Source organism: Neorhizobium sp. NCHU2750, assembly GCF_003597675.1.
Classification (GTDB): Bacteria; Pseudomonadota; Alphaproteobacteria; order Rhizobiales; family Rhizobiaceae; genus Neorhizobium.
Genome location: NZ_CP030831.1, coordinates 122706 through 137576, shown reverse-complemented (window position 1 = coordinate 137576; position 14871 = coordinate 122706). Strand labels below are relative to the sequence as shown.

The 14871-nt window shown below is 62.5% G+C and carries 14 protein-coding genes; 3 read left to right on the top strand and 11 right to left on the bottom strand.

Annotation, left to right across the window (positions count from 1 at the left end; translation table 11 throughout):
- Window positions 1-18: 18 nt before the first annotated feature.
- The 6 genes from NCHU2750_RS28585 to NCHU2750_RS28560 form a co-directional block, all read right to left on the bottom strand.
- On the bottom strand, window positions 19-228 hold the full coding sequence (locus NCHU2750_RS28585) for a hypothetical protein (protein ID WP_045231729.1): 210 nt from the start codon (window positions 226-228) through the stop codon (window positions 19-21).
- A complete protein-coding gene (locus NCHU2750_RS28580; protein ID WP_045231764.1) occupies window positions 225-533 on the bottom strand; it encodes a hypothetical protein in 309 nt (102 codons plus the stop codon). Before NCHU2750_RS28580 ends, NCHU2750_RS28585 begins: the two co-directional genes overlap by 4 nt.
- Window positions 530-1417 carry a DUF7007 domain-containing protein gene (locus NCHU2750_RS28575; protein WP_045231730.1) on the bottom strand — a complete coding sequence of 296 codons (888 nt, stop codon included), beginning with the start codon at window positions 1415-1417 and terminating at the stop codon, window positions 530-532. The genes NCHU2750_RS28580 and NCHU2750_RS28575 overlap by 4 nt, the downstream gene beginning before the upstream one ends.
- Window positions 1414-1887: a UCP036055 family protein gene (locus NCHU2750_RS28570; RefSeq protein WP_045231731.1), complete on the bottom strand. Its 474-nt coding sequence runs from the start codon at window positions 1885-1887 to the stop codon at window positions 1414-1416. Before NCHU2750_RS28570 ends, NCHU2750_RS28575 begins: the two co-directional genes overlap by 4 nt.
- Window positions 1888-1983: 96 nt before the next feature.
- On the bottom strand, window positions 1984-3744 hold the full coding sequence (locus NCHU2750_RS28565; protein ID WP_045231732.1) for a ParB N-terminal domain-containing protein: 1761 nt from the start codon (window positions 3742-3744) through the stop codon (window positions 1984-1986).
- 380 nt (window positions 3745-4124) lie between these two features.
- Window positions 4125-5048 carry a zinc-dependent alcohol dehydrogenase family protein gene (locus NCHU2750_RS28560; RefSeq protein ID WP_162939845.1) on the bottom strand — a complete coding sequence of 308 codons (924 nt, stop codon included), beginning with the start codon at window positions 5046-5048 and terminating at the stop codon, window positions 4125-4127.
- A gap of 142 nt (window positions 5049-5190) precedes the next feature.
- Between NCHU2750_RS28560 and NCHU2750_RS28555 the strand changes: the two genes are divergently transcribed.
- Window positions 5191-5550, top strand: coding sequence for a winged helix-turn-helix transcriptional regulator (locus tag NCHU2750_RS28555; protein ID WP_045231734.1), 360 nt, complete (start codon window positions 5191-5193; stop codon window positions 5548-5550).
- A 95-nt stretch (window positions 5551-5645) separates the two neighbouring features.
- Here NCHU2750_RS28555 and NCHU2750_RS28550 read toward each other — a convergent pair whose 3' ends face one another.
- From NCHU2750_RS28550 to NCHU2750_RS28540, 3 genes are all read right to left on the bottom strand, one after another.
- Complete coding sequence (locus tag NCHU2750_RS28550; RefSeq protein WP_045231735.1) at window positions 5646-10736, bottom strand: helicase-like domain-containing protein; 5091 nt, start codon at window positions 10734-10736, stop codon at window positions 5646-5648.
- Between the two features lie 129 nt (window positions 10737-10865).
- Window positions 10866-11267: a DUF3085 domain-containing protein gene (locus NCHU2750_RS28545; RefSeq protein WP_045024671.1), complete on the bottom strand. Its 402-nt coding sequence runs from the start codon at window positions 11265-11267 to the stop codon at window positions 10866-10868.
- 12 nt (window positions 11268-11279) lie between these two features.
- The gene (locus NCHU2750_RS28540) at window positions 11280-11882 is read right to left on the bottom strand and encodes a DUF1419 domain-containing protein (protein ID WP_045231736.1); all 603 of its coding nucleotides are present in this window, start codon (window positions 11880-11882) and stop codon (window positions 11280-11282) included.
- Between the two features lie 389 nt (window positions 11883-12271).
- On the opposite strand from NCHU2750_RS28540, the gene NCHU2750_RS28535 reads away from it, so the two are divergent.
- Both NCHU2750_RS28535 and NCHU2750_RS28530 read left to right on the top strand, forming a co-directional pair.
- Window positions 12272-12733 (top strand): mobile mystery protein A, encoded by a 462-nt coding sequence (locus tag NCHU2750_RS28535; RefSeq protein WP_045231737.1) that lies wholly within the window; start codon window positions 12272-12274, stop codon window positions 12731-12733.
- Window positions 12730-13326, top strand: a complete 597-nt coding sequence (locus tag NCHU2750_RS28530; RefSeq protein ID WP_045231738.1) for a mobile mystery protein B — start codon at window positions 12730-12732, stop codon at window positions 13324-13326. Before NCHU2750_RS28535 ends, NCHU2750_RS28530 begins: the two co-directional genes overlap by 4 nt.
- On the opposite strand, the gene NCHU2750_RS28525 is transcribed toward NCHU2750_RS28530, so the two are convergent.
- Window positions 13287-14210, bottom strand: a complete 924-nt coding sequence (locus tag NCHU2750_RS28525; protein ID WP_045231739.1) for a DUF3991 and toprim domain-containing protein — start codon at window positions 14208-14210, stop codon at window positions 13287-13289. The genes NCHU2750_RS28530 and NCHU2750_RS28525 overlap by 40 nt on opposite strands.
- A 217-nt stretch (window positions 14211-14427) precedes the next feature.
- Entirely contained in the window at window positions 14428-14604 is a 177-nt protein-coding gene (locus tag NCHU2750_RS30740; RefSeq protein WP_045024681.1) for a hypothetical protein, read from the bottom strand.
- Window positions 14605-14871 lie beyond the last annotated feature (267 nt).

The window sequence follows — 14871 nt, the reverse complement described above, 5'->3', positions numbered from 1 at the left end:
CAGGGCTGTGCCGATTGCTCAAGGTTTCGGCAGCCGATAGCGGTCCAGCCAGGTCGGGCCGTGCGTGTTGCGCAGCTTGCGAAGGATCTGGCCGTCATCGCAGCGCGCTTCGCCCATCCAGACGGTGTTGAGGATGCGCTTCCATGATCGGCCGTGCCTCGCTGCGTAATGCTGAAGCGCCTTTACCTCCTGATCCGTGAGGGACGGAAGCGGTTCATGGCGCTTCATGGTATCGTCTCCTGCAATGCCGCAATCGCGGACTGCTGCCGCATAAGCTTGCGCGCCAGAGCATCGATCTCTGGCTGGCGCTGCGCGGTGATCGCCGCAAGATTGGAGCGGTAGCGGGTGAGGAAGGCTTCGGGTTCAGGAGGCCTGACGCGGCGATATCCGTATTTGCGCCGTCCAAGCGATGGGATCAGCGCGGTCATCCTGCGAATGATCTGGCGGTCGATCATGTCGAGCTGATGCCGCGTCTGCCGGCACGCTTCTTCCATGCGCCGCAATTCCGCCTGTCGATCGATGGACCGGTTCATGCCGCCGTCCTCCTCGTCCATGAGGCAAAGCTTGATGGACCGTCGTAGGCTGCGTGGCGCGCTTCATCGATGATGAAGCCGAAACGGCCCGCTTCGTATTCGGGTGACGGCACGAGAAATCGCCGTTCCTCGCCGCCATGATCGCGCCTGCCTGCGCGCGTGGCGATTACCTCGGTCATGCCTGGATGATGATCCGATCGAAGTGCCGAGATCACGATCCAGTCGCTGGCGTGCTCGAGCTCGAACGCGCGGCGATCCTTCACATGAGATTCGCCGTGAGCAAGCACAGTCGCAAAAATCGCCTCCCACGCATCGGGCTCCCAATCCTTTAGCGTCTCGCTGGCGCAACGCTTCTCGAAGCTGGTGAACAGTTCAGGGAAGGTGTGCGCCACGGCAGCCCAAGCGCAATCCTCCTCGTAGAACCCGTCGTCCGCCCGGAGCAGCGGATGGACCGCGCGGTTTCGGTCGGCCGAGAGCCTGAAGCCGCCGTGGCTTGCAGTGGAGTGGAATTCGATCCCCTCGGCATAGGTTGTCGAGTGCTGGGCCGAACCCCATGGCGTATGCACATGGGGGGCGGTATTCCGACGTCCGAGCGCCTGTATTTCGCGCTGATGTTCGGCCTGTTCGAGGACGTGTGCACTAAAAGCCGCCTCATCGGCGAGTTCGCCGCAATGACCGTAGAAGTCTCCCCGTCGCCACTCGGGAAGCGGACGTCCAATCTTCCAGCCGGTGGCCAGATAATGCCGCCCGGCCTGACCTGGCAGCATGGCAAAGGCGTGATCGCCGACGCGGGCGACGGGGAACCCTTCGCAGGACAGACCAAAGAAAACCCCCGGAAATCCGGGGGTGCAGTCGGGCATGTTCGTGTTGGGAAGATCGATCATGCGGCAGCCCTCCCTTCCACAACATCGGCGGCGATCTCATCCGCCGTGACGTCCTCGAGAACGGCGAACGGATAGCCATGGGTGGTCAGCCATTCCTCGGCAGCCTGCCGGCTCGCCGCGAGATGGACGAGCTCGGCGCTGTCGCCAGGGCGGTCGAAGACACGGTAACTGCCGACCGCCGGACGTTCGACGATGGTGAACATCAGGCTGGTTTCCAGCGAAAATGTGCGGTGGACGCGGATCGCAATAACACCGCCGCTGCCATAGTCGCCTTCGTGGAGCGTGAAGCTGGGCGGCAGGCTGATGTTGCCGGCGCCGCGCTCGTCCTGCTTGCGTATCAGCCGGCCTCTGCTGTTGTTGGTCTTCCACGCGGAGAGCTTTTTGCGATGGCGCTCCGGCGGGCGCGGCTGGCCGTTGGACCACGCCAGAACGGTGCCGATCGGCGCCAGGAATGCGAGATGTGCGGACATGTTGATCTCCTTGATCTTTAGAGTTGGAAACGAAGCCGCCGCCAGTGGAAATCACCGGCGGCGCACAATCATTCGGAAGGAGAAGGAGGGACGCGGCTACTCCGCGGCGATCCCGTAAGCATCCTGCTCTTCGTCAGGATCGACGGCTTCGGGAGCATCGTCGGCGCTGTCTGGAAGGTCGGCCTCGTCTTCGGGGGTGGCGAGGCCCTCTTCTCTATCAAGGTCGGACTCATCGACGTCTGCTTCTTCCGCGCTGTCGTCGGCATCGAGAACCTCGCCACTCTTGATGAGATCCACGATGTCCTGCGGATCGGGCGCGAAGAGTGCGGTCGTGTGAACGAAGCGCTCTTGCCTGAAATGATCAACGAGAGCCGCACGAGTCTCCCGCACCTTCTGGCGCGCAAGCACGTTCGCCTCCTTCGCCGCTGCTTCCATCGCCTGGCGAGACAGGCACAGCAGAAAGTCCTCCGCGCCCATGTTCGGCAGGAAGTTGTCGGCGCCGATCGCGTGACCTGCGATCCTGGAGATCACCCCGCTGTTGGACATACCCCGCCGGCACGACAGCACATCGATCAGCATCGAACGCGCGGCCACGCGCAGTGTCTCCACGTCGAAGGCGAGCCTGCCGTCTTCGCCGATCAGCCGGGCGGCGTGGCGCTTGAAGCGCTTCGACCCGAACACGGTATCGGTCGCGCCGGAATCCACGCGGACGTTCAGGCCGGCGAATGCAAGCACGAGCAGGGCCATCAGCATGTCGTCCTCGATCGGGGCGCGTCCAAGCGCCTCATGCAGGGCGTCGGTGCGGAAGTCGCCGATCATGTCCTGCCCCTTCTGGGTCACATCCGGGCGCGGCTTTGGCGTGTCGACGATTGCATCATCGGCTTCGGCTAGACCGCCCGCGGTCGCCGCGCCGCCTTTGCCCTTCTTCTTGTCCTCGGGCATGCGGAAGGCGACCGACTGCACCTTGCCGTCACGGTCGAGATACATGGCGACGTGGTCGGATTTCGAAGGCTTGCCGTAGACGCGTTCCGCCTTTTTGGGCAGCTCCGGCTGGCCCCAGTTGTTGACCTCGACGATCGACCCCTGCTTCGGAAGCGTCGTCGTCATCCATTCCTGCTGGGCGCCGAGAAACGCTTCCACGTTAGTGGTGTATCGGCTGTCCTGGTCAGCTGGTGCAAACAGATCCTCGACCCATTCGATTCCGTAGGCGCTGGCAAGATCGTCGCCGAAGCTCGCATCCTTGGCAAACATGCGCGTCTTTGAAAGAGACCGGGAGATGTTGTACCAGTCCGCCCGCTCGGTCTTCTTGGCCTTGTTCGCCTTCCACACCTCCCTCTGCTCGTCGAGCGAAGCGGCCGCGATGGTGCGCAGCTGCTGCTCGTTGGGGATATCGCCGAGCGCCATATGGTCGAGCATGGCCGGCAGCACGTTGGCCAGAAGCCGAAGCTTCCTGATTTGCCGGACCGGCAGGGCGAGCGCGATACCGATCGCTTCCTCGGTCCAGCCGAGAGCGACGAGACGTTCGATGCCACGCCATTGGTCGACGGCGCCAAGAGGCTCTCTCGCGATATTTTCGACCATTGAGCGCATGGCGCCATTGTCGTTGGCAGCCTCGCGGACGATCACCTCGATTTCCTCAAGGCCAGCGGCGATGGCCTGCCGGACACGGCGATGGCCTGCTTGGATGATATAGCCGTTGCCGCCATCGGTTTCGGGTGAGACCACTGGAGGTTGGATAATGCCGACAGCCTTCACCGTAGCCAGCAGCAGTGCATCGGCTTGTGGGGACGATTTCGAGCGGCGCGCATCGTCGGGATTGTCCTTCAGCCCGCGGGGGTCGAGTTTAAGGATTTGCATGAGATTGGCTCCTTCGGGGATTGCTGAGCCGGCGCCTTGCCAGCCCCTTTTTCGTCTTCAGTTCTTTCCGAAGACACTTCCCAGACCGCGGAGCGGACGGGCCGGTGCAACTGCGGCTGAGCATCCCTGCCCGGCTGGTCAAGCAGGGCTGACAGCCCTGCGCAGGGCGACGGGCCGGGATCGCGAGTGGCGCGGTTGAGCGCAAGCGTCAGCGGCCTGCCCGATCTGCGAGCAAGCTTCCCCCTTTCCCTATTTTCTCATTTCAGGAGAGCGATTATATAAATTCAAAATAATCGGTCGCGATTTGCGAAGACCGGATACAGAAAATCGACCTGAGATATGCGGTAGGCGCTTTGAGCCTTCTGCGGGTGCTGGTGTTTTTACGCGATGTTCACGACCAGTTTGCCGAAGTGTCCTGCATCACGAAGTGCATTATAGGCAGCTTCGGCTTCGGCGAACGGGAAGACCTGATCGACTTGCGGCTTGATGCCGGTTCTCACCAAGGCGGCGAGTGTCGCGACCGGACCGACATAGATCCCTTGCAGCGTGATCCTCTTTTCCAGAATCGCCCCTGTATCGATATGACCGTCAAAGCCGGTCAGCACGCCCATGAGTGAAATACGCCCATCGAACCGGGTGGCCTTGAGCGTTTGACTGAGCGTCGCGGGGCCTGCCACATCCACCGCCAGGTCAGCACCGACACCGTCCGTCAGACGCAGCACTTCGTCCTCCCAGGCCGTTGTGCGGCGATAGTTGATCATTTCATCCGCCCCGAGCGCGCGGGCACGCTCAAGCTTTTCGTCGGAACTGGAGGTGATGATGACACGGGCGCCCGCCAGTTTTGCGAGTTGAAGGGCGAAGATCGAAACGCCACCAGTTCCGAGCAGGAGGACCGTTTCACCTGGCTGCAAGGGCCGACGCTCGAACAGGGCCGAAAATGCGGTCACCCCGGCGCATGGTAAGGTCGCGGCCTCCTCGAACGTCATGGCATCGGGAATGCGCACGATACTGTTCGATGGAACAACGATACGTTCCGTCAGCACGCCGTCCATCGTCTGGCCGCCGAGACTTGTGGCCTTCTTCGCGGGGGTGATCGGGCCTTCCACCCATCCGGGCATGAAGCCGATTACGACGCGATCGCCGACCTTCCAGTCTTCCACGCCTTCGCCAACAGCTGCTACGACGCCCGCGCCGTCCGAGAGCGGAACAACGTCCTTGAAGTTCCTGGCAATAACCAGGTCCCGGTAGTTCAGCGAAGCAGATCGCACGTCTACGGCAACCTCGCCTTTTTCGGGCTGGCGCACGTCGCCTTGCGTGAGCTTGAGACGGCGGGTTTCGTTTCCGGTCAGAATGTATCGGTGCATGTGAGATATCTCCTTTTGAGAGATCCACCATAGGGATACAAGTCATATCTATGAAGTACACACAAATTACGCATGTAGTATCATGAATGATAGTATCCCCATTAAGCGCACACGCCGCCGCGCCGACAAGACGGGGTGCGCGGTCGAGGCAACCCTGTCGGTCATCGGCGGCATCTGGAAGCCGGTTATCCTGTTTCACCTCCTGGAAGGAAAGCTGCGCTTCAATGCGCTTTGTCGCCTCGTACCGGCCGCTACCCCCCGCATGATGACCTTACAATTGCGCGAGCTGGAAGCGGATGGGGTCATCAACCGGATTGTTTACCCGGAGGTGCCGCCGAAGGTGGAATATGAACTCACCGCGTCGGGCATTTCCCTTGCTCCCGTCCTGATAGCGATGCGGGATTGGGGAGAGCGACTTCAAAGAAACGAGGAAAACGCATAGGGCGATCAAGGTCGGACTGTCGCGAGACTTTCACTTGCGCGATAGAAACTCCCATGAAAATTCAACGCCGGCGATTTTGTCTCACTGTTAAAATTTTACGCCGCCATTGGCGGTGCCGCGCCCTCAACATCCGCGGCCAGTGAAGCCTCCACCTCCGCAAGCTGCAAGCGTTTCTCGGCCAGCTCGCCGGCGAAGGCAAAGTCGCCGCCATCGTCGCGCGTCTGGTATGACGCGAGCCTGCGGCGGGCGTCAGCAAGGCGCTGGCGATTGCGCTCGCGTTCACCCTCGAAATCATCAAGCGCGTGCTCGAGGCGGGAGACGGCACCGAGCGGCGTGACCGTCACGGGCAGATCGATCTCGAAATCCGCGCCGGTGCGCATCAGCATGGTGGTGTAGCGATAATTGTCATGGCCGAAGCGTTCGCCGCGATATTCCAAATCGAAGCCGCCGATCGACGCGATCACCGTCTCGTCGTCCTGCTGGAGTTGTACCTGGGTCAGGATCTCCTTCATCAAGGCACGACCGGCCTCCTTGCGCTCGGCATAGACCTTGCCCATGACCGTCATCGAGAAGGCGGCGCCAGCGGTCGAAAGCAGACGCTCGATATCCTGGCCAACCTCTGCGATCCGCCGCGTGGCATACTCGATATCGCGTTCGGCGTCGCGAAGCTGGCGGCGAACGGCGTGCTGGTCGTCAATGTGTGCCGCGCGCAGGCGTTCCAGCCGCGCGATGTCGGCCTCCAACCCCGCCTTCTGCATCAGGCGCTGGTCGCCCGAGGCGATCGCCTTGGCCATGGCGAACTGGTTCGCCTGCCCCTCGCCGAGATCTTCGAGACGCCGGATGGAGGTATCACCGGAAAGGGCCGCCGCGATGAACCGGGCCTTGCGCTCATTATTCTGCCACATCGTGGCATCGAGGCTGCCTTCGGTGGCGTAGGCGAAGATATCGACCTCGTCATGCTGGTTACCCTGGCGCACGATGCGGCCCTCGCGCTGCTCGATCTGGGAAGGGAGCCAGGGCACGTCGAGATGATGGAGTGCCTTTAGCCGCAGTTGCGCATTGACGCCGGTCCCCATCGTCTCCGACGAGCCGATCAGGAACCGGACCCTGCCTGCCCGGACGTCGCCAAACAGCCGCTGCTTCGCCTCCGATTTCTTGAAGTCCTGCATGAAGGCGATCTCCGATGCCGGCACGCCTAAGCGGATCAGTTCGTCACGAATCCAGCGATAGGCGGAAAAGCCTCTGGTCTTCTCGACGCTGATGGTGCCCAGATCGGAAAAGATCATCTGCGCAGCACCTGGCAGTTCGAACGGCTTGCCATCATGGCGGAGATAGGTGCTGCCCTCGGTCGCCTTCCAGATATTGAAGGCATTCGAGATGAGACTGTTGAGCTTGTTGTCCGCCTCATTGTCATTGTCGGCATCCACGAGGCGCAGGTCGATCGCCGCATGCCGGCCATCGGTGATGACGGAAAGCAGGATGTCGTCGCCGGGTTCGGGCGGCCGGTCGCGCTCCTCGATCGCCTTGATGCGCTCGGCCAGCACCATCTGGTAGTGCTTGAACGCCTGTGTTGGCTTCGACGTGACGATCTGGCGCCTGCCGGTCGAGACCGCCGGCACCTTTACATACTCGCGCAAGTCCGCCGGCATCACGACATCCGCGAAGCTGCGGAACATCGCGATCAGTTCTGGCACGTTGACGAAGCTCGCGAAGCGGGAGACCGGCTTGTACTTGCCGGAAGGCTGAAGCTCCAGCTCGGTGGTGGTGTCGCCGAAGGTTGACGCCCAGGCGTCGAACTCGTGCAGGCCGCGCTCCATCAGCGCCGGGTGGCCCATCAACCGCTGGACAGAGAACATTTCGCCGAGCGTATTTGTGATCGGCGTGCCCGAAGCGAGGACAAGCGCCCGGCCGGGATTGATCGTCTCGATGAAACGGGATTTCACATAGAGATCCCAGGCCCGCTGCGAGCCGTTCGGATCGACGCCCTTCAACGTCGACATATTGGTTGCGAAGCTGAGCTTTCTGAACTCCTGCGCCTCGTCGACGATGATCTGGTCGACGCCGATCTCGGCGATGGTGAGGAGATCGTCCTTGCGGGTGGAAAGCGCTTCGAGCCGCTCCTGCAGCCCTTCCTTCAGGCGCTCGAGGCGCTTGCGAGAGACGCGGTCCTCATCCTCGACCTTTAGGAGTAGGGTTTCGTAGAGCTCCAGTTCGTCGTGGATCATCTGTTGTTCAAACACCGCCGGCACACCGATGAACCTGAAGGCGGAATGCGTGATGATGATCGCATCCCAGGTTGCCGTCGCCGCGCGCGACAGGAACCGGGCGCGCTTGTCCTTCGAAAAATTTGTCTCGTCCGCAACGAGGATGCGAGCCGTGGGATAGAGCGCCAGGAACTCGCGCGCGGCCTGCGCAAGGCAATGCCCCGGCACGACCTGCATCGCCTTGGCGACCAGGCCGAGACGCCGCTGCTCCATGATGCTTGCTGCCATCGTCATGGTCTTGCCGGCGCCGACGGCATGGGCGAGATAGGTCGAGCCGGCCGAGATGATCCTCCAGATCCCGCGTTTCTGATGCCCGTAGAGAACAAAGGCGCCTGAGGCGCCTGGAAGTTTGAGATGATCGCCGTTGAACTTTCGCGGCGCGATGTTGTTGAAGCGGTCGTTATAGACGCGTGCCAGCCGGTCGGTGCGATCGGGATCGGACCATATCCAGCGCTGGAAGGCCTGCTTGATCTTGTGAAGCTTTTCCTTGGCCGCTTCGGTATCGACGACGTTGAGAACCCGCTTTTCGCTGTCGCCGTCCCTGATCGTATCGAAGATCTGCGGCACCCGGCTGTTCAGGGCATCGGACAGCAGTTCGCCGGCATGGCGGCGGTCCGTTCCCCATTCGGATGTTCCGGCGGCGAGGTAGGAAAGCTGGCGGGCCTCGACGGTCCATGACGCCAGTTCGGGCATGTGATGGATCCGGATATCGGTTCCCATCGTCTCCTTGACGAAGGCGACGACATCTCCAGCCGGTATCCACGGAGCGCCGAGGCGCGCGGTGATGTCCGACGGGCGCAGATCGACCGGCTGGACGGCAGTGAGCGCCGAGACGTTGCGCTCATAGGCGGGCTCGAGCGCGGCCGCAGCTTCCGCGACCTTGAGCTTCTCGCGGACATGACCGGACAGATAGGCGTCGGCCATCTGCCAGGACCCGTCGGCGGGGTCGCGGAAGATCGCGCTGCCAAGCTCAGTGACGACGTCTTCGGGATTACGGTGCAGAAGTTCCGCGATATGGTCGAGATCGACGTGCCCACGTTCGTTGAGCACCACGGCGAGCGCATCCGCCGCACTGGTGATCACCGGCGGCGCGGGCGGCGAGATGACACGGTCGGTGAAGATCGGCCCGGGCCTTGCCGTATCGTTTTCGAGGTCATAGTCCTCGATCGAGGCGACCAGCCAGCAATCGGGATCGTCTGCGAACGGCTGGAGATTAGGCCGGCGATGGCTCTCGCGCGTCTCGCCTGTCTCCGGATCCTCGTTGATCGAGACCGTGGTGTGGTTGATCGGGCCGAAGTCGCGCACGAAGCTCGACCAGGCAATGCGCAGCTTGACCTGCAGATCCTTCCAGGGTTGGTCCAGCTCCTGGGCCTTCAGCACCTGACGTACCGCGTCACGGACCGGGATCAGCTTCCTGATGATCCGGACGTGCTTCTCCGGGATACCGTCCGCGCTGCGGCCCTTTCGGACCGTAATAGTGACCGGCTGGCCATCGATCACCTGCATGAGGCCTCGGGCGTTGTGGAAGAAGAAGCTGCCTTCGCGGACATGCTGGCCGGACGGAAGATCGGCAGGAATATCTTCGGTCGCGCCCTCAAGATCGAGATCGATCGCGGTGGGCTCGCCGTCATAGCGGCCTTCCGGAAGAAGATGGACGGCGGCCGACAGCGCCGCGGCGAGATCCTCGCTGTCACGCGGAAGGCATGTATAGGTCTCGCCGAAAGGACCGGCGGTCAACGCGTGGGTACCGAGCACGAATTCCGGATGCTGGGCGAACCACCTGTTGACACGTATGGCGCCCTCATCCTCCGTGGCGGGCCGGATTTCGTCCGTGTCGAGCCAAGAAAGATCGCCCTCGGGCTCGGCGACCTTGCGTTTACGGAAGAAGAGGATGTCCACGACGACGTCGGTTCCCGCGTCGGCCCGGAAGCTGCCTTCCGGCAGGCGGATGGCGGCAATCAGGTCCGCCGTCTTGGCAATATGCTCGCGCGCCGAGGAATCCGCCTTGTCCATCGTGCCGGAGCTGGTAACAAAGGCTGCGAAAGCCCCGGGCTTCAACAGGTCGATCGACCGGGCAATGAAATAGTCGTGCAATCGCAGCCCGAGCGAGCGATAGGCGCGGTCGGAACGGACGGTCCGGTCCGAGAAAGGCGGATTGCCGATGGCAAGGTCAAAGCTCGCCGGCAACTCCGTGCGCGCAAAATCTCCGGTGAGGATCCGCGCTCGCGGCTGCAAAAGCCGTACGATGCGTGCCGTTACGGGATCGAGCTCGACGCCGGTGACGTGCGACAGATCACGAAGCGCTTCCGGCATCAGCGCCGGAAACAGGCCCGTGCCGATCCCCGGCTCCAGCACCCGGCCGCCGCGCCATCCGAGACGCTGAAGGCCAGACCAGATCGCCCGGACGATGAACTCCGGGGTGAAATGGGCATACTGGGTGCAGCGGGCAAGCGAGGCATAGTCGGTCTCGCCGACCGCATCCTCGAGATCGGAACCGATGTCGTCCCAGCCCTTGCGGAATTCGAGCTCGCCGGGACGGCGGAAGACGCCGTTGGCAAGATCGGACGCGCCGAAGCCGGTGAAGCGGATCAGCATCTCCTGTTCCTCGCGCGTCGCAGGACGTTCGTCCGCCTCGATCTCGGCCGCGAGCCGGATCGCGGCAATATTGTCGCGCGCACGGTCCTTCCAGCTGCGGGCGAGACCACGGTCATCGGCGAGATGGAAGTTCAGACCACGGGCACGGCCCGCCGGGGACGACGGCCGCACGACCGCGGCGATCGGCAAGGCCGGCGCTGGAGTTGTAGGATCGGGATCATCGTCGGGCTCGAAGTTGCTGGCGAAGGCCGTCACGCCAAGGCCAAGGCCCGACGAAAGCCCGGTGTTGCCGAAAAGATCGATGGTGAAGGGATCGTCATGTGACATGCTGGAATCTCCTTGGGTGAAGGCGCGCGTCGCCACCCCCCTGGAAGGTTCCAGTCGGCTGACGACGTGCGGGGATGAAGAGAACTGGGTGGGCTGGACGGCCGCGGGACGGCGAGCGTCTGCGGATCGCTAGTCTCGCGCGATCACGGTGAGTTGCATCGAATCCCCGTGGAAGGCGATCCTCAGATGCGTGCAGGCGGGGCTGGCAGCGATTAGCTTCACGAGCATGGCACCGTCGAGAAACTCGATCCCGTCATCGCCGCCGAAATGCTGGCGCTTGTAGTGCCAGTAGTCGGGGTTCGACTTCGGATCGCACTCTTCGGCATAGACGACAAACGGACGTTGCCCCTCTGCGAGCTTGCCGTTGGACATGAGGTACACGCTCTCGTCGCCGACCAGCCAAAGACCGGGCTTCTCATCGCGGCCCGGAAACATGCCGTAGTGGGGATTGCGGAAGCCGCCATTGAGGTGCGCGTCTAGGCGTCCGCGCATCATGACGACGTGGATGTCCGTCACGGAAAAGGTGAACATCGCCGCCTCCCGTTACGCCGCGATCGCGTCAGGGAGGTAGCGCAGGTGCACCGGCAGCTTCGATGCGATCTGCGCATCCGTGAGGTCGTCGAGCAGCTTCAGGACGGTGCCCTGGCGTCCGCCGTAGAACAGCACGGTCCGCTTGCCGTGGTCGTGTTCCGGCCAGCGCTCGCCGGCATAGCCGCGATAGTCATCATGGGTGCTCGACCAGATGTGGTCCAGGCGTTCCTCGCGCGTCATTGCCCGAACGGGCCGGGTTTCGCGCTCGATGATCGCATCGCGCATCCGTTCGGGCGAACCCTTGCCAGCGAGGTCGCAATAGGCATGGAAATACCGCATCCGGTCGTCGATCTTCAGCGTGAAAAAGATGCTGGTGATGCTGTCGGTAAGGAACTCGCGCATGGCGAACATGTCGCCCCGCATGAACAGCGGTGGCAGGATCTCGAACATGTAATCGTGTTGCGCCTGGGCAACTTCGAACCATTCGCCTCGATAAAGTGCGCTGTCGTCACCCTCCCAACGGTTCGGGCGTTGCGCGTGGCGGTCGAACATGCGGAACATCTGCCGGCGATCGGCAATGCCTTCAAGGACTTTTCGGATCGGAGAGACAGTCATGGGCGGGCTCCTTTCAGCCTCGTCGGGAAAGACACGCGGCTCATCCTCGCGATGTCGCCATCCTCTTCAGCCCTTCCTGACCCCTCCTTGGCGCCGCCTCTCCGTCCGGACGGGTCAAGGGCCGCGCAGCGGGCGAAGCTTTACCCTTGACGCGGCTGGCGGGCATGCGGCAACCGGCGTTCCCCTTCCCCTTCCCCTTCCCCTTCCCCTCCTTCCTTCCCCTCCTTGCTATTTCATTCAGATGAAATCAGCTTACAGGCTGGTTCAATCGCTTGTCCTATCATACTTTGGGCTGATCAAACGGAATTGATTATCAGGTTGTAACCTGATAGATTGAGCGCAGCAATCAGCCTGTTGTCTGATGACGAGCGGCGGAGGAAAGATAAACGATGAAGGACGATGCAAGGAAACGAGCACGCAAGAGGCTTGACGAGCGTCTTTGCGGACTGCAGCCGGCGGAAGGCTTCAGGGCACCTCCGAAAGGATGGGTCCGGGCGTTGCGCGACGCGCTTGGCATGACGGGGTCGCAGCTCGGCTCGCGGATGGGAATCCGGCCCCAGACCGTCGAAGCGATCGAGAAGTCGGAGGCATCCGGAACGATCCAGCTCAACACCTTGCGGCGTGCGGCAGAGGCGCTCGACTGCACGCTGGTCTACGCATTGGTCCCGAATACGTCGCTCGAGGCCACCGTCGATGAGCGAGCGCGCAAGATCGCAATGCGCGAACTCCAGCGGGTCGCGCATACGATGCGTCTGGAGGCACAGGGAACGGACGATGGCGATCTCGAGGCCCGCGTCCAGACCTATATTCGCGACCAGCTTTCCGAGCGCGATCTCTGGTCAGAAAAATGACTGACCTTTTCCAGGAACCAGAGGACGCAACACCTCTCGAGCCGCAGGAGCGCGAGGGCCTGCTTCAAAGCTGGATCACCCACAGGCAGGATCTCAACGAGGCAGAACAGGAAAACATCGTCGAGGGCGCAGCCTGGGCTCGCGGACGACGGCGCATGCCGGTCGGCAGGATGCTGACCGAAGACTTCATGCGTACATTGCACCGACGCATGTTCGGCGAGGTCTGGCAATGGGCAGGCAGCTTCCGAACGACGGAGCGCAATATCGGCATCCAGGCCTACCGAATTCCGGTCGAACTCACGGCGCTGCTCGATGACGTTCGGTATTGGGTCGAGCATGAGACATTCGCGCCGGACGAGATCGCAATACGTTTCCACCATCGCCTGGTCGCCATCCATCCGTTTCCGAACGGCAACGGACGTCACGCGCGGCTGGCCGCCGATCTGCTCGTGGAAAAACTGGGCGCCGAGCCCTTCAGCTGGGGTAGCGGGAGCCTGGGCGACGTGGGAGATCTGCGCACGCGGTACGTCGCGGCACTGCAGGCCGCGGATAATCACGACATCGCGCCTCTCCTCGAATTCGCGCGCAGCTGAGCGCAAAGGTCCTCGTTCCAGTCTTCGTGGTGGGGACGAAGGCGCTCAAAGCCGCAGTCAGCGTCCCGGGTAATTGCTTCCAACCGATCAGCGTAGATATCGCCCTGCGCGTTATTGTCAGTGGCGGCGACCACCGACATACCCGTCCGCGCCGCCAACAAACGGATCGCCGCATCGGTGGCGGGAGCCCAGCCGCCGCCGGTACTGACATAGAGGCTATCGCGACGATTACTCTCCAGCGCGGCAAGGCTCATGGCGTCGATCGCAGCTTCCGTCACGCAAACGCGCGGCGCAAGGATCGCGCCGAACCTGAACAACACTTTCGCGCCTCCGGTCGAAAAGCCGCGCCATTCCGGCCCGCGTTCCTCCCAGCCGGTGACGGCGCCCTCGCTGTCACGGTGCGCGGCCCACATACTGCCGCGCGGACCTTCGCGCACGAGATCATGCCGGATCGCTGCGCGGATGGTTGCTTCAGGAACGCAGCGTTCTTCGCAGAGATAGCGCCAGGTCATCGAACCCGGCCACGGCTTGCGGCGCTTCGTCCATCGTTCTGAAACTCCGGCCGGCAGATCGATCTCGCGCGCAGCGTGGGTCCAGACCGGCTCCTTCGGGACGAAGTCGACCAGCGATGCGACATGGTCGAGGGCTTCGACAAAGGGCACTCGGTCGAGATGCTCGACAAGACCGAACACGTCACCCTTGGCATCGGACAGCGGATCGAACCAGCCCCTGCCCTCGTGAATCACGATGATTATGGCCCCGCCGCCGCGGAATTTGACCGCCCTGCGGGTGCTCTCCTTCAGGTCGATGGCAAACCCTGCCTGCTCCAGCACCGCGGCGCATTGCACGCGGTCCCGCAGTTTTTCCAGTTCGTTCTTTTCCATTTTTCTTCCCGACGCACCCTTGCGCCCGCCTTTCCTTCTGTTTCTTTTCCCCACACCTTGCGGGGCCTGCTCCGGACGCCGCGAAGAGCAAAGGAGGCAAGGGCGCGGCTGGCAAGATGACAATCTGCACCTTGCGCCGCCGCCGGGGTGCCAGCAGCGGCGCAGCTTCCCTTGCCGCCTGCGGCTCGCAAGCGGCACCAAAAAGGCGAGAAGGGTCTCAATGAGACCCGCCCGGAACGTATTCATGCACGATCTCCAGATCGTCTTCGTCGTCGAGTTCGTCGCTCGGCAGAACGCCGAACTCGTTACCGGACCTAAAGAGCGTGACCGGAACCATCAGGGTGCGGGAAAGCTGGAAGGCATGGTTCTGCGCAAGGGAAAGATCGGTGTTCATCTGAAGGCTCCATCTTTGGAGCGGGCCATTCCCGCTCGATGGCTCCCGTCAGTGTCCGGAACCGGTCGCGATCACCGCGAGGGCGTAGCCGAGCGGCGGCAGCTTGCTAGCCGACCCCGCAGCGGGTTGATCGTCGGAGATCCGGGGCCGGACCAGGAAGCCATCCATCAAGAGCGGTGGGACGTCTCCTATGGACCTCGTTCAACCGACAATGATCATGCGGGAGCAAACCTTATAGCGAATGCGGATCTCGCCGAGATCTGCTCT

Bases quoted from the DNA above. Each gene is read 5' to 3' on its own strand.
- NCHU2750_RS28585 (WP_045231729.1), bottom strand. From the start codon at position 228: ATGAAGCGCCATGAACCGCTTCCGTCCCTCACGGATCAGGAGGTAAAG.
- NCHU2750_RS28580 (WP_045231764.1), bottom strand. From the start codon at position 533: ATGAACCGGTCCATCGATCGACAGGCGGAATTGCGGCGCATGGAAGAA.
- NCHU2750_RS28575 (WP_045231730.1), bottom strand. From the start codon at position 1,417: ATGATCGATCTTCCCAACACGAACATGCCCGACTGCACCCCCGGATTT.
- NCHU2750_RS28570 (WP_045231731.1), bottom strand. From the start codon at position 1,887: ATGTCCGCACATCTCGCATTCCTGGCGCCGATCGGCACCGTTCTGGCG.
- NCHU2750_RS28565 (WP_045231732.1), bottom strand. From the start codon at position 3,744: ATGCAAATCCTTAAACTCGACCCCCGCGGGCTGAAGGACAATCCCGAC.
- NCHU2750_RS28555 (WP_045231734.1), top strand. From the start codon at position 5,191: ATGAATGATAGTATCCCCATTAAGCGCACACGCCGCCGCGCCGACAAG.
- NCHU2750_RS28550 (WP_045231735.1), bottom strand. From the start codon at position 10,736: ATGTCACATGACGATCCCTTCACCATCGATCTTTTCGGCAACACCGGG.
- NCHU2750_RS28545 (WP_045024671.1), bottom strand. From the start codon at position 11,267: ATGTTCACCTTTTCCGTGACGGACATCCACGTCGTCATGATGCGCGGA.
- NCHU2750_RS28540 (WP_045231736.1), bottom strand. From the start codon at position 11,882: ATGACTGTCTCTCCGATCCGAAAAGTCCTTGAAGGCATTGCCGATCGC.
- NCHU2750_RS28535 (WP_045231737.1), top strand. From the start codon at position 12,272: ATGAAGGACGATGCAAGGAAACGAGCACGCAAGAGGCTTGACGAGCGT.
- NCHU2750_RS28530 (WP_045231738.1), top strand. From the start codon at position 12,730: ATGACTGACCTTTTCCAGGAACCAGAGGACGCAACACCTCTCGAGCCG.
- NCHU2750_RS28525 (WP_045231739.1), bottom strand. From the start codon at position 14,210: ATGGAAAAGAACGAACTGGAAAAACTGCGGGACCGCGTGCAATGCGCC.
- NCHU2750_RS30740 (WP_045024681.1), bottom strand. From the start codon at position 14,604: ATGAACACCGATCTTTCCCTTGCGCAGAACCATGCCTTCCAGCTTTCC.